A 13718-nucleotide genomic window follows, 5' to 3' on the forward strand; every position below is an offset into this window, starting at 1 on the left:
TCGACCTGTGTCTGTCCGGGTACTGGAGGTTGCAACGATGGCCAAAGAAATCTTCGTTTCCATCGGCGTCGATGTCGACGCGGTGGCAGGCTGGCTCGGCTCCTACGGCGGCGAGGATTCGCCCGATGACATCTCCCGCGGGTTGTTCGCCGGCGAGGTGGGGGCGCCGCGGCTGCTCAAGCTGTTCGAGCGCTACGGCCTCAAGACCACCTGGTTCATTCCGGGGCATTCGGTGGAAACCTTTCCCGAACAGATGCAGGCGGTGGCCGCGGCAGGTCACGAGATCGGCATCCACGGCTACAGCCACGAGAATCCCATCGCCATGACCCCCGAGCAGGAGGAGGCGGTGTTGGACCGGTCCATCGAGTTGATCACCACCCTGGCCGGCAAGCGGCCCACCGGCTACGTGGCGCCCTGGTGGGAATTCAGCCGGGTCACCAACGAGCTGCTGCTGAAAAAAGGCATCAAGTACGACCACAGCCTGATGCACAACGACTTCAGTCCCTATTACGTGCGGGTGGGCGACAGCTGGACCAAGATCGACTACAGCCAGCAACCCGAGAGCTGGATGAAGCCCCTGGTGCGCGGCCAGGAAACCGACCTGGTGGAGATCCCGGCCAACTGGTACCTCGACGACTTGCCGCCGATGATGTTCATCAAGAAGGCACCCAACAGCCACGGCTTCGTCAATCCGCGCCATCTGGAAGAGATGTGGCGCGACCAGTTCGACTGGGTCTATCGCGAGATGGACTACGCCGTCTTCCCCATCACCATCCACCCCGATGTCTCGGGGCGGCCGCAGGTGCTGCTGATGCTCGAACGCCTGATCGAGCACATCCAGGGTCACGCCGGAGTGCATTTCGCCACCATGGACGAGATCGCCGACGACTTCCTGCGGCGCCAGCCGCGCCAGCGCTAAGCGCCCAGCCCACAGGTACAGGACCATGACCCTCCCTGCCGCCAGCTCGCTCCATACGGAAACCACCGCTGCCTGGAAACCGCAGCAACTGTCTTCCGGCGATGTCCGCTATGCCACCTGGATCGCCTTCTTCGCCTGGGTGTTCGCCGTCTACGACTTCATCCTGTTCGGCACCCTGCTGCCGGTGATGGGTGGACACTTCAACTGGAGCGAGGCCGAGCAGGCCGAACTCGCCACCTGGGTGGCGCTGGGTGGGGCCATCATCGCCTTCGCCATCGGCCCGCTGGTGGACCGGATCGGTCGCCGCGGCGGCATCATCGTCACCATTGGCGGCACCGCCCTGTGCTCGGCGCTGACCGCGCTCTGTGCCGGCATGGGCAAGGTGCCACTGGTGCTGGTTCGCTCGGTCGCTGGCCTGGGCTACGCGGAGGAGGGGGTCAACGCCACCTACCTGACCGAGGTCTATGCCGCCTCCGACGATCCTCGGCTGATCCGGCGCCGGGGCTTCATCTACAGCCTGGTGCAGAGCGGCTGGCCGATCGGCGCCCTGATCGCCGCCGGGCTCACTGCCTTGCTGCTGCCCCACATTGGCTGGCAGGGCTGCTTCGTGTTCGCCGCCGTGCCGGCCTTCGTCATCGCCGTGCTGGCGCGCAAGCTCAAGGAGTCTCCACAATTCCAGGTGCACGCCCGCATCCAGCGTCTGCGTCGCGAAGGCCAGGAGCAGGACGCCCGTGCCTTGGCCCACGAATACGGCGTGGACTACGAAGAGCACGCCAAGGCCGGCGTGGCCATGGCCTTCAAGGGCCAGGCCCTGCGCCCGACCCTGGTATTGAGCCTGGCCATCCTGCTCAACTGGTCGGCGATCCAGGTGTTCAGCGTGCTGGGGACCTCGGTGATCGTCAGCGTGCACAAGCTCAGTTTCGAGAACTCGCTGTGGATCCTGGTGCTGTCCAACGCCGTCGGCTTCATCGGCTACCTGTTCCATGGCTGGCTGGGCGATCGTATCGGCCGGCGCAACACCGTGGCCCTGGGCTGGACGTGCGGCGGTGTGGCCTTCTTCGCCATGTTGCAGGCGCCGAGCCAGTTGGTGCCGGTGGTGGCGCTCTACAGCCTGGGGCTGTTCTTTCTCACCGGGCCCTATTCGGCCATGTTGTTCTTCATGGGCGAAAGCTTTCCCACCAGCATCCGTGCCACGGGTGGCGCCATCGTCCACGCCATGGGACCGATCGGCGCCATCCTCGCCGGCCTCGGCATCACCAGCGTCCTTGGCAGCGGTGGCCAGTGGCACAGCGCCGCACTCTGGTTCGGCGCCCTGCCGTGCTTTCTCTCCGGCCTGGTGATGTGGGCCGCGCGCCACGTCGAACCCACCAGCCTCAAATGACAGGAGCCTCGATGAACGCTCACATTTCACCCGTTGCCCTGATCACCGGCGCCGCCAGCGGCATCGGCCAGGCCCTGGCCGTCACCTATGCCCGCCATGGCGTGCGGGTGGTCGGTGGCTACTACCCCGGCGATCCCCATGACCCCGAAGACACCCGGCGGCTGGTGGCCGCCGCGGGTGGCGAGTGCCTGCTCGAACCACTGGACGTCAGCGACAGCGCCTCGGTGGATGCCCTGGCCGATGCCGCCCGGGCGCACTTCGGACGCCTCGACTATGCCGTGGCAAACGCCGGTCTGCTGCGTGCCGCACCGCTGCTGGAGATGAGCGATGAGCGCTGGCACGAGATGCTCGACGTCGACCTTACCGGGGTGATGCGCACCTTCCGGGCCGCGGCGCGGCACCTGGGGGAGGGCGGCGCCCTGGTGGCCATTTCCTCCATCGCCGGCGGTGTCTACGGCTGGCAGGACCATGCCCACTATGCCGCCGCCAAGGCCGGGGTACCGGGACTGTGTCGCTCGCTGGCGGTCGAACTGGCGCCGCGCGGCATTCGCTGCAACGCGGTGATTCCCGGTCTGATCGAGACGCCCCAGTCGCTGGACGCCAAGAACTCCCTCGGTCCGGAGGGCCTGGCCAAGGCCGCCCGCAGCATTCCTCTGGGCCGCGTCGGCAAGCCCGAGGAGGTGGCGGCGCTGGTGCGTTTCCTGACCAGTACCGAAGCCAGCTACATCACCGGCCAGAGTCTGATCGTCGACGGCGGTCTCACCGTGCGCTGGCCCGATTGAGGAGAAGAGCATGCTCGAGCTGACAGACCGTCGCGCCCTGGTCACCGGCGCCGCAAGCGGGATCGGCGCCGCCATCGCGCGAGCCTATGCCGCTGCCGGCGCGCACCTGGTACTGGCCGACCGCGACGCCGAGCACCTGGCGCGGGTGGCCGAGGAATGCCGTGCCCTGGGCGCGTCGGTGACGGAGACCGTCGCCGACGTTGGCCAGCCGGATGGCGCCCGAGCCGGAGTGGACGCCTGCGTGGCGGCTTACGGCGGCATCGACATCCTGGTCAACAATGCCGGGATGCTGACCCAGGCGCCCTGCGTCGACCTGACCCTGGAACAGTGGAACGACATGCTGCGCGTCGACCTCACCAGCGTCTTTCTCGCCAGCCAGCGCGCGCTGCCGCACATGCAGGCGCAGCGCTGGGGCCGTATCATCAATGTCGCTTCCCAGCTCGGCATCAAGGGTGGCGCCGAGCTCTGCCACTATGCGGCGGCCAAGGCCGGGGTGATCGGCTTCACCAAGTCCCTGGCGCTAGAGGTGGGCCGCGACAACGTGCTGGTCAACGCCATCGCCCCCGGGCCCATCGAGACGCCCCTGGTGGACGGCATCAGCGCCGACTGGAAGGCAGCCAAGGCCCGCGAGCTGCCGCTAGGGCGCTTCGGGCGCGCGGAGGAGGTGGCGCCGGTCGCACTGCTGCTGGCCAGCGATCCGGGTGGCAATCTCTTCGTCGGCCAAACCCTGGGCCCCAATTCCGGCGATGTCATGCCCTAGGAGGTACCCATGTGCGGACTCTGCGGCCTGCTCGGGCCAGATCTCCATTGGAGCGATCCCTTGGGCGACGACCTGCCGCGACGGCGCGAGCGCCTGCGTCGGGTCGCGGCCATCAACCGGGTGGTGGCGCCGTTCCGGCTCACGGTGAGCGACGTCCAGGGCGCCTCCTACCTGGTCCAGGGGCCGACCGGACGCCAGGCGCTGGCCGAGGGGCTGGACGATCTCTGGCGCCAGGCCGAGGGGGTGCTGGGGCGACCGCTCGATCCCCTGGATCCGCGCGTCCTGGCACCGCTGGAGGGGGCGCCATGAGCCTGGCGGTCAATGTCATCACCGGCTTTCTCGGCAGCGGCAAGACCACGCTGCTGCGGCGCCTGCTGGCCCAGGAAGCCCTGGGCGAGACGGCGCTGCTGATCAACGAATTCGGCGAAGTCGGCATCGACCACCTGCTGGTGGAAGAGGTGGCGCCCGATACCGTGCTGCTGCCCAGCGGCTGCGTCTGCTGCTCGGTGCGCGGTGACCTCAAGGAAGCATTGCTGACGTTGCACGGGCGCCGTAGTCGCGGCGAGATACCGGCCTTTCGCCGGGTCCTGCTGGAGACCACCGGCCTGGCCGATCCCGGCCCCATCCTGGCCACGCTCAACCTCGATCCCCAGCTGCGCGGACGCTTCCACCTGGGGCTCCTGGTGACGGTGGTGGACGCCGAGCATGCCGCGCTGCAGGAAGGGCTGCACCCGGAGTGGCTCAACCAGGTCACCGCAGCCGACCGGCTGCTGCTGAGCAAGGCCGACCGGGTCACGCCTGCCACGCTGGAGCGGCTGGACCGGCAGTTGGCCCAGCTCAATCCCACCGCCACTCGGGCGCTGGCGGCTTCCGTGGTTAGTGGCGATGACCTGCTGCTGGGCGAAGGCCTGCGGGCCGCCGACCCGGCCGCCGAGGTCGGTCGCTGGCGCCTGTTCGCCGCGGTAGCCGAAGGCCGCCACGGCAGCGCAGAGGTCTGCTGCCTGGAGTTCGACCGGCCGCTGGACTGGATGGCCTTCGGGGTGTGGCTGTCGATGCTGCTAAGATGCCACGGGCAACGCATCCTGCGAGTCAAGGGCATCCTCGACGTGATCGACGCCAGCCAACCCATCGTCATCCACGGCGTGCAGCACAGTCTGCATCCACCGGTGCATCTGCCGGCTTGGCCGGCGGGCGAACGTCGCTCGCGCCTGGTATTCATCGTTCGCGACCTGGACACCGCGCTGCTCAGACGCTCCTTCGCCGCCTTCATGGGCGGTCTGGGTCGGGCTGCATGAGCACGCCGCTGACCCTGAGGGTGCTGGGGACCTCGGTGACCCTGCTTGAACCCATCCGCCAGCGGGCGGAAGCGGAGCTGGGCATCCGCCTGGTCTACCAGATCCACGATGTCCAGACCGCCCAGCGCATCGCCGTGCTGGAGCCTGATAGCTACGACCTCTACGACCAGTGGTTCCACAACGTCGACTTCGTCTGGCCGGCACGGGCCATCCAGCCCATCGACATCCGCCGCATCGCGCTCTGGGAGGAAATCAACGACCTGCCCAAGCGCGGGCGGCTGCACGCCACGGATCGCCTGGCGCCGGGCTGCCGGCCGTGCGACCGCCTCTATGTGCAGCACGACGGCAGCCTGGGCGGTCAGCCCAGCGAGCGCATCAGCATGCTGCCGCTGACCCACAACGCCGACAGCTTCGCCTACCGACCCGAAAGCCTGCCCCCCGCCCTGGTCGGCCAGGAGGAGAGCTGGGCCTGGCTGATCGACGAGGGCTGGTGCGGCCACAGCGCCCTGCAGAGCGACGCTGCCATCGGCGCCCTGGACGCTGCCCTGGCGATCCAGGCAGCGGGTCTCGCGCGCTTCGACGACATCGGCAACCTGCGCCTGGAGGAGATCGACCGCCTGGCCGAGCTGCTGGTGGAGCGCCAGCGGCATCGGCATTTCGCCGCCTTCTGGTCCGACGACCGCAGCGCCGGCGAGCTGACCCTGGCCGCCGGGGTGGACATCCAGAGTCTCTGGTCGCCGATGCTCATGGCCCTGCACCGGGCCGGGGTCGACTACCGGGTGGCGGTACCACGCGAAGGCTATCGGGCCTGGTTCGGCGGCCTGTCGCTGTCACGTTGCGCCGAGGGACGGGTGCGTGATGCCGCCTATGCCTACCTCAACTGGTGGCTGGCCGGCTGGCCTGGCGCGGTCATGGCCCGCCAGGGCTTCTACATCGCCAATCCGGTAAGGGCCAGGGATCACCTGAGCGCAGCGGAGTGGGATTTCTGGTACGGCGGTCTGCCAGCGCGGGAGGAGCTGTACGGTAGCGACGGCCTGCCGTTGATCGAGGTGGGTCAGCGTCGCGAGGGCGGTTCCTACGCCGAGCGCATGAGCCATATCGGCGTGTGGAATTCGGTGATGGACGAGCACAACTACCTGGTGCGGCGCTGGAGCGAATTCCTGCGGACCACCGCCACTTGAGGCGACATCCGTGTGAAACCGGCGTGGCAGACGCCTTGCTGCACTGTTGCTCAGGCAACAGCGGCCGGACAGCTGTCCCTTCGGCAACACGGGAAATCGTCGTGTTTTATCCGCCAAGTCATTGAATCAAAGGGACATTCAGACTTGGTTCGGTTCTTGATTGGAGGCTCAGGGTCAACGTTTCGCTCGCCTTGTATGGCGAGCCCTACCTGGAGAGCCTCGTATGTCGCAGAACCCCGTCAAATTCGCCTATTGGGTCCCCAACGTCAGTGGTGGCCTGGTGGTCAGCACCATCGAGCAGCGCACCCACTGGGGCATCGACTACAACCGCACGCTGGCCCAGCTTGCCGAGCAGGCCGGTTTCGACTATGCCCTGACGCAGATCCGTTTCACTGCCGGCTACGGCGCCGAGTACCAGCACGAGTCGGTGGCCTTCAGCCATGCCCTGCTGGCGGCCACCGAACGGCTCAAGGTGATCGCCGCCATCCTGCCCGGCCCCTGGAATCCGGCGCTGGCGGCCAAGCAGCTGGCGACCATCGACCAGCTCACCAACGGCCGTATCGCCATCAACCTGGTGTCTGGCTGGTTCAAGGGCGAATTCCATGGCATCGGTGAACCCTGGCTGGAGCACGACGAGCGCTATCGCCGCTCCGAGGAATTCCTCCGTGCCCTCAAGGGTATCTGGACCCAGGACAACTTCAGCTTCGCCGGCGACTTCTATCGCTTCCGCGACTACACCCTGAAACCCAAGCCGCTGCAGCAGCCCCATCCAGAGATCTTCCAGGGTGGCAGCTCGCGGGCGGCACGGGACATGGCGGCGCGGGTTTCCGACTGGTACTTCACCAACGGCGGCACCCGCGAGGAGATTCGCGCCCAGGTGCAGGACCTGCGCGCCAAGGCCACGGCGGAGGGGCGTGAGGTCAAGGTCGGGGTGAATGCCTTCATCATCGCGCGCGACACCGAGACCGAGGCGCGCGAGGTGTTGCGGGAGATCGTGGCGAAGGCCAACCCGGAGGCGGTCAAGGCCTTTGGCGATGCGGCGCGCCAGGCTGGTGCTGCCAGCCCGGAAGGCAAGGGCAACTGGGCCGACTCCAGCTTCGAGGACCTGGTGCAGTACAACGACGGCTTCAAGCCGAACCTGATCGGTACGCCCGAACAGGTCGCCGAGCGCATCGTGGCCCTCAAGGCCGAAGGCGTGGACTTGGTGCTGGCCGGTTTCCTGCATTTCCAGGAGGAGGTGGAGTATTTCGGCCAGCGGGTGCTGCCGCTCGTGCGCGAACTGGAGGCTCGGGCCGCCTCCCAGGCCGCGGCCTAGGCCAGAGGGCTCCCCTGGGTCACGCGAGGCATTGGCTGGCCCGTGACCCAGGCACCTGGCCGGAGAACGCCAGGTGGCGGTCTGAACGCAAAAACTGCCAGGCGAAAGGGCCGGGGCGAGAAGCAGGGCCGGAAGCCACGAGCAGGCTGGGCTAAGCTCCTGGGATAGCCAGGGAGCCCGACCTTGAACAAGACCTCCTACAACGCCATTGCCGACACCTTCCGCCAGACCCGGATCAGCCTCAGAGACGACGAGCGTCGCTATCTGGCGCTGCTGCTGGAAAATCTCGCACCCGGCGCCACCGTGCTCGATCTGGGCTGCGGCACGGGCACGCCGGTCGCCGCCGCCATCCTGGCCGAGGGGCATCGCGTGCTCGGTGTCGATCAGGCCGCCGCCATGCTGGCTCACGCGCGACGGGAATTCCCCAAGCAGCGCTGGATTGAGGCGCGCCTGGAAAACTACGCTTGCGCCGAACCCTACCAGGGCGCGCTGCTCTGGGATTCGTTGTTCCACCTGGAGCGCCGCTGGCACGGGCCCGTCCTGGCGCGAGTGATCGCCGGGCTGCCAGCGGGCGGGCGACTGATGCTGACGGCGGGCGGTTCGGGGAGCGAAGCCTTCGTCGATACCATGTTCGAACAGCCGTTCTTCTACGATTCCCATCCGCCGGAGGTGCTGCGGGGCCTCCTGCTGGAGCAGGGCGTGCGCATCCTCGTCGACGAATTCATGGACCTGCCCGATGGCGGCAGGAACCGCGGACGCTGCGCCTTCGTCGTCGAAAAACCTTGATCGGGCCCGCGAGCGTTACCTCTTCCAGCCTGGCTGGTACAGGGTGCCGTAGGCCTGGTCCAGGGCGGCGCGCACCTTGGGCGAGTGCTGGTAGAGATCGATCAGCTTGGCCAGGCGCGGGTCGTCCCTGTTGTCCGGACGGGCGACGAACTGGATGACGTACTCGGGATGGTCGAGGCCGTCGAACAACAGCGCCTGGTTGGGATCGAGGGTCTTGGCCAGGCGCAGGTAATGCGGATAGCCCTGGGCCAGGTCGACATCGTCCAGCGAGCGAGCCAACTGCACGGCTTCGAGTTCGATGATCTGGATGTCGCGCGGATTGCCGGTGATGTCGGCAAGCGTCGCGTGGTAGCCGACGCCAGGCTTCAAGGTGATGAAGCCAGCCTTCTCCAGCAGCAAAAGGCCACGGCCGCCATTGATGGCATCGTTGGCGATGGCCACCCGCGCGCCCTTGGGGACTTCCGCCAGGGTGCGGTACTTCTTCGAATAGAGCCCGACGTTGTTGATGATCCCCGGCGCCACCGCCACCAGGTCATAGCCGGCACTGCGCTTGGCGTTCTCCAGGAAGGGGATGTGCTGGTAGTAGTTGGCGTCGATGTCATGGTTGGCGAGGCTGGTGTTGGGGGCGATCCAGTCGCTGAATTCGACGAGCTCGACGTCCACGCCGGCGGCCTTGGCTTCCTGCGCCGCCACTTCCAGGGGCGGGGCGAAGGCGGCGGTGGTGCCAATCTTGAGCGGGGCGGCAAAGGCCGTACCGCTGACGAGGCCGAGGGCGAAAAGCAGGGGTTTCAGGCGGGGCATGGGGTGTCCTTGAGCGTTCAGTCCTGACGGAAGCGGGTGCCGAAGTGCCGGGAATCCAGGCGATCACCGCGCCCGAACAGCTTGTGTCTGAAGCTGCCCTCGGCGTAGGCGGTCTTGTAGCGACCCCGGCTCTGCAGCTCCGGGATCACCAGGTCGATGAAGTCGCCGTAGCACTCGGGGGTGACGGTGCGGGCGAGGTTGAAGCCGTCCAGCCCAGTCTCGTCGATCCACCCGAGCAGGGCATCCGCTACCTGCCGAGGATCACCGACCAGGGTGGTGTAGCGTCCGCCCAGGGCGTGCTGTTCCAGCAGCTTGCGACGGGTCCAGCCGGCATCCTTGGCCACCAGGCGCTTGAGCGCCGATTCGATGGCCTCGGTCCTTTGCGGGCGGATGGGTTCGTCGAGGCCATAGGCGGCCAGGTCGATGCCCACCGAGGCCGCATGGTGGGCGACCCCGGCCTCGGCGCTGGCATGGTTCAGGTACTCGGCGTGCTTGTCCCGTGCCTCGGCGGCGGTAGGGGCGACGATCACCGTGAGGCCCATGAACAGTTTGACGTCCGCGGCATCGCGGCCCGCCGCGACTGCCGCGCCGCGCACTCGCTCGACCTGGGCGCGGGTGGCGGCCTGGTCCTGCCCTGAAATGAAGACGCATTCGGCATGGCGTCCGGCAAAGGCCAGACCGCGATCCGAGGAGCCAGCCTGGAACAGCACCGGGGTGCGTTGCCGCGAGGGCTCGCAGAGGTGATAGCCCTCGACGTCGAAGAATTCGCCGTGGTGCACGACCTTGCGCACCCGCTCGGGACGGGCATAGATCCGCTGGACGCGGTCACGGACCACGGCGTCGTCGGCCCAGCTGCCTTCGAGCAGCTTGTAGAGCACTTCCAGGTATTCGTCAGCCTGGTCGTAGCGGCGGTCGTGGGCGATCTGGCGCGCCAGGCCCATGGCCCGGGCGGCGCTGTCCAGGTAGCCGGTGACGATGTTCCAGCCGACACGGCCTTCGCTCAGGTGATCCAGGGTCGAAAGGCGGCGGGCGAAGGGGTAGGGCGGCTCATAGGTGAGATTGGCGGTCAGACCGAACCCCAGGTGCCGGGTGCTGGCGGCCATGGCCGAGACCAGCAGGAAGGGATCGTTGACCGGCAACTGGATGGATTCGCGCAGGGTCAGGTCGACGTTGCCGCCATAGACGTCGTAGACGCCCAGGATGTCGGCGATGAACAGGCCATCGAACAGCCCGCGTTCCAGCAGCTGGGCCAGCTCGGTCCAGTAGCCCAGCGTGTGGTAGGTGCTGGAGGTGTCGCGCGGATGAGTCCACAAGCCATGATTGATGTGGCCCACGGTGTTCATGTTGAAGGCGTTGAGCAGTACCTGCTTGGCGGGAGCATTCATTGGAAGGGCGCCCGTAAGCGGAGAACGGTGTAGAGCACGGCCATGGGATCCTCGGGAGTAAAGGCGGAGGGAGAGATCCGGTGGTCCGGTGGTTATACGTTAGCTTCAAGATATGCAGGGCCTTAAATAGCCTTTCGGTATAACGTTAAGGTGTTCGCGGCTTGGGGCTCGCCTCTAACCAAATTCCAAATCGGTATTAAGCTGGCCTTTGCGTATTCCTTATCGTGGTCGACATTTATTCGCCGCCCGTTGAGGCATTCATGGCCGCTATCCGCTTTTCGTTCCGCGCAGGTCTTCTCCGCCGGGGCCTGCTCGCGCTGGGTCTGCTAGGCCTCGCCAGCGCCGTCCAGGCCGATACCAGCCTGCGTATCGGTTACCAGAAATCCTCCACCCTGCTGGTGCTGCTCAAGGAGCAGGGCACCCTGCAACGCGACCTGGCGGCCCAGGGCGTTACCCTCAGCTGGCACGAATTCTCCAGCGGCCTGCCGCTGCTGGAAGCGCTCAACGTGGGCAACGTGGATCTCTCCGCCGACGTCGCCGACACCGTGCCGGTGTTCGCCCAGGCCGCGGGTGCCAAACTCACCTATTTCGCCCGGGAAACGCCGTCGCCCCAGGCCCAGGCCATCCTGGTCCCGGAGGGCTCGCCGCTGCAGACCCTCGCCGATCTCAAGGGCAAGCGCATCGCCGTGACCAAGGCCGCCGGTAGCCACTACCTGCTGATCGCTGCCCTGCAGAAGGTCGGTCTGACCTTCGCCGACATCCAGCCGGCCTATCTCACTCCGGCCGACGGCCGTGCCGCCCTGGAGAATGGCAAGGTGGACGCCTGGGTCACCTGGGAGCCCTTCGTGGCCAGCGCCCAGCGCCAGCAGCACGTCCGCATCCTCGCCTCGGGCGAAGGCCTGGCCAGCTACCCGCGCTATTACCTGGCCGCCACCCCCTATGCCCAGGCTCATCCCGAGGTGTTGGCCCTGGTCTTCGCCGAATTGCAGCGCACCGGCCAGTGGGTGAAGCAACACCCTGCCGCGGCGGCACGCATCCTCGGTCCGCAGTGGGGTCGCCTGGACGAGGCGACCGTCGAGCTGGCCAACGGCCGCCGCACCTACGATGTCCAGCCGGTCAGCCGCGCCGCCCTGGACGAGCAGCAGCGCATCGCCGACGCCTTCCATGCCGCCACGCTGCTGCCTGCCCCCGTGGACGCCGGCGCAGTGGACCTGTGGTGCCCTACCGTGCCCTGACCGAAGGCTAGCTGATCAGGTTGTCATGCGGTACGAGGCCACGCTACGCCACGCCGTGTGACTTGCCCTGCTAAGCCAGGCGCTCCATCCAAGGAACTTCACCCGAACCACGCCCAGGTGCGCCCGCCCGCCTGGCGCCGGGTGGTGAGCGCTTGCGCGTCCGGCAAGGCTTCACCGTCGCCTTACCCCATTCCGCCACGGCCTGCGCGGAGCTGCGACGACTCACGGCGCTGGGCTCGCGCCTGGAGGAGCGGGGCCACGAGTCGAATTGCTGTTCCGATTCATTCGCCGTCCCGTAGAAACCCGGTACCTCTTCCACCAAGGTTTGCTGCCGCTTGCTCGGTTAATCACATTGGTATAACGTACTAACAAAGTACCAATGAGTGATGGGGGTGACGCGGTTTTTTGGCGTGTGCCAGACAGTACAGTGACTGCACTGTTCAGAAGTCGCACCTATCATTGTCTTTCGTTAAAATAAAAAACAAATGGAGTCGCTCATGATTGAAGTCGTCAACCCCGCTACCGGGACCGCCATCGCGACCTACTACACCCATACCCGGGCACAGGTCGAAGAGCGCCTGGTCCAGGCCGCTGTGGCGCAGCGGCAGTGGGCGGAGTGTCCGCTGACCGAGCGCTGTGCGGCCCTCGTCCGCCTGGCAGCCGTCTTGCGGGCCGGTCGCGACACCTATGCCCGGCTCATCGTCAGCGAGATGGGCAAGCCCCTGATGGAGGCCGAGGCGGAAATCGAGAAGTCCGCGCTCACCTGCGAGTTCTACGCCGAGCAGGCACCGTGCTTTCTCGGCGATACCCCCGTGGCGAGCGCCGCAGCTGATAGCCGGGTGGTCTACGATCCGCTCGGCGTAGTGCTCGCGGTGATGCCCTGGAATTACCCCTTCTGGCAGTTCATCCGCTTCGCCGCGCCAGCTCTGGCGGCCGGCAATGGTGCCATCCTCAAGCACGCCAGCAATGTCCCGGGCTGCGCGCTGGCGTTGGAGCAGGCGTTCGCCAAGGCCGACCTGCCCTTGGGCCTGGTGGCCACGCTGCTGATCGAGGGGAGGGAGGTGGCAGGAGTGCTGGCGGATCCGCGCATCGCCGCCGTTACCCTGACCGGTTCCACCGCGGTCGGCCAGCAGGTGGCCAGCCAGGCCGGCTCCCTGATGAAAAAGCAGGTGCTGGAACTGGGCGGCTCGGACCCCTTCATCGTGCTGGCCGATGCCGACGTGGCCCTGGCCGCACAGACCGCGGTCAAGGCGCGCTTTGGCAACGCCGGTCAGAGCTGCATTTCCGCCAAGCGTTTCATCGTCGTCGACGCGGTGGCTGACGCCTTCACCGAGGCCTTCGCGACAGCGGCCGCGGCCCTGCGGCTGGGCGATCCGTTGGATCGTGCCACCCAGATCGGTCCGCTGGCCCGCGCCAGTCTGCGCGAGGACCTGCAGCGCCAGGTGACGCTCAGCCTCGTCGAGGGGGCGCGGCTGGTGCTGGGCGGCACGCCGCTCCCCGGGCCGGGTTTCTTCTATCCGCCCACCGTGCTCGACCGGGTGACCCCGGAGATGACCGTGGCCCGCGAAGAGACCTTCGGGCCGGTGGCCGCGATCATCCGGGTAGCGGACGAAGACGAGGCGATCCGCGTCGCCAATGCCAGCGAGTTCGGTCTGGGTGCGGCCCTCTGGACCCGCGATCTGGCGCGGGCCCAGCGCCTCGCCCGGCGTATCGAGGCGGGCGCGGTGTTCATCAATGCGCTGGTGGCTTCCGATCCACGGGTGCCCTTCGGTGGCATCAAGCAGTCCGGCTATGGCCGAGAGCTGGGCGAATGGGGCATCCGCGAATTCACCAACGTCAAGACCGTCTGGCAGGGCGCCCAGTCCTGAGCCAAGGAGA

Annotated in this window: 13 protein-coding genes; 11 read left to right on the forward strand and 2 right to left on the reverse strand. The window is 67.1% G+C overall.

The window, feature by feature from the left end:
• Positions 1–37: 37 nt before the first annotated feature.
• The 9 genes from ACUCV0_RS04585 to ACUCV0_RS04625 all read left to right on the forward strand — a co-directional run bounded on the left by ACUCV0_RS04585 (position 38) and on the right by ACUCV0_RS04625 (position 8419).
• A complete protein-coding gene (locus tag ACUCV0_RS04585; RefSeq protein WP_059314588.1) occupies positions 38–919 on the forward strand; it encodes a polysaccharide deacetylase family protein in 882 nt (293 codons plus the stop codon).
• Positions 920–944: 25 nt separating this feature from the next.
• Positions 945–2300 (forward strand): MFS transporter, encoded by a 1356-nt coding sequence (locus ACUCV0_RS04590; protein WP_482212115.1) that lies wholly within the window; start codon positions 945–947, stop codon positions 2298–2300.
• A gap of 11 nt (positions 2301–2311) precedes the next feature.
• The gene (locus ACUCV0_RS04595; protein ID WP_482212116.1) at positions 2312–3082 is read left to right on the forward strand and encodes an SDR family NAD(P)-dependent oxidoreductase; all 771 of its coding nucleotides are present in this window, start codon (positions 2312–2314) and stop codon (positions 3080–3082) included.
• A gap of 10 nt (positions 3083–3092) precedes the next feature.
• Entirely contained in the window at positions 3093–3842 is a 750-nt protein-coding gene (locus tag ACUCV0_RS04600; RefSeq protein ID WP_482212117.1) for an SDR family NAD(P)-dependent oxidoreductase, read from the forward strand.
• A gap of 9 nt (positions 3843–3851) precedes the next feature.
• Positions 3852–4151: a hypothetical protein gene (locus ACUCV0_RS04605; protein WP_059314592.1), complete on the forward strand. Its 300-nt coding sequence runs from the start codon at positions 3852–3854 to the stop codon at positions 4149–4151.
• The gene (locus ACUCV0_RS04610) at positions 4148–5137 is read left to right on the forward strand and encodes a CobW family GTP-binding protein (RefSeq protein ID WP_482212118.1); all 990 of its coding nucleotides are present in this window, start codon (positions 4148–4150) and stop codon (positions 5135–5137) included. Before ACUCV0_RS04605 ends, ACUCV0_RS04610 begins: the two co-directional genes overlap by 4 nt.
• On the forward strand, positions 5134–6318 hold the full coding sequence (locus ACUCV0_RS04615; protein WP_482212119.1) for an ABC transporter substrate-binding protein: 1185 nt from the start codon (positions 5134–5136) through the stop codon (positions 6316–6318). Before ACUCV0_RS04610 ends, ACUCV0_RS04615 begins: the two co-directional genes overlap by 4 nt.
• Positions 6319–6541: 223 nt before the next feature.
• Positions 6542–7633: a dimethylsulfone monooxygenase SfnG gene (gene sfnG, locus ACUCV0_RS04620; RefSeq protein ID WP_482212120.1), complete on the forward strand. Its 1092-nt coding sequence runs from the start codon at positions 6542–6544 to the stop codon at positions 7631–7633.
• Between the two features lie 183 nt (positions 7634–7816).
• Entirely contained in the window at positions 7817–8419 is a 603-nt protein-coding gene (locus ACUCV0_RS04625; RefSeq protein WP_482212121.1) for a class I SAM-dependent methyltransferase, read from the forward strand.
• A 15-nt stretch (positions 8420–8434) separates the two neighbouring features.
• Here the strand turns inward: ACUCV0_RS04625 and ACUCV0_RS04630 are convergent, their stop codons facing one another.
• Positions 8435–9220, reverse strand: a complete 786-nt coding sequence (locus tag ACUCV0_RS04630; protein WP_482212122.1) for a MetQ/NlpA family ABC transporter substrate-binding protein — start codon at positions 9218–9220, stop codon at positions 8435–8437.
• 17 nt (positions 9221–9237) lie between these two features.
• Positions 9238–10605: an LLM class flavin-dependent oxidoreductase gene (locus ACUCV0_RS04635; RefSeq protein WP_482212123.1), complete on the reverse strand. Its 1368-nt coding sequence runs from the start codon at positions 10603–10605 to the stop codon at positions 9238–9240.
• A 260-nt stretch (positions 10606–10865) separates the two neighbouring features.
• Between ACUCV0_RS04635 and ACUCV0_RS04640 the strand changes: the two genes are divergently transcribed.
• Entirely contained in the window at positions 10866–11840 is a 975-nt protein-coding gene (locus tag ACUCV0_RS04640; RefSeq protein WP_482212124.1) for an aliphatic sulfonate ABC transporter substrate-binding protein, read from the forward strand.
• 497 nt (positions 11841–12337) lie between these two features.
• Entirely contained in the window at positions 12338–13708 is a 1371-nt protein-coding gene (locus ACUCV0_RS04645; protein ID WP_482212125.1) for an NAD-dependent succinate-semialdehyde dehydrogenase, read from the forward strand.
• The last annotated feature ends 10 nt before the right edge of the window (positions 13709–13718 follow it).

The organism is Pseudomonas sp. VMV1 (genome assembly GCF_056790235.1).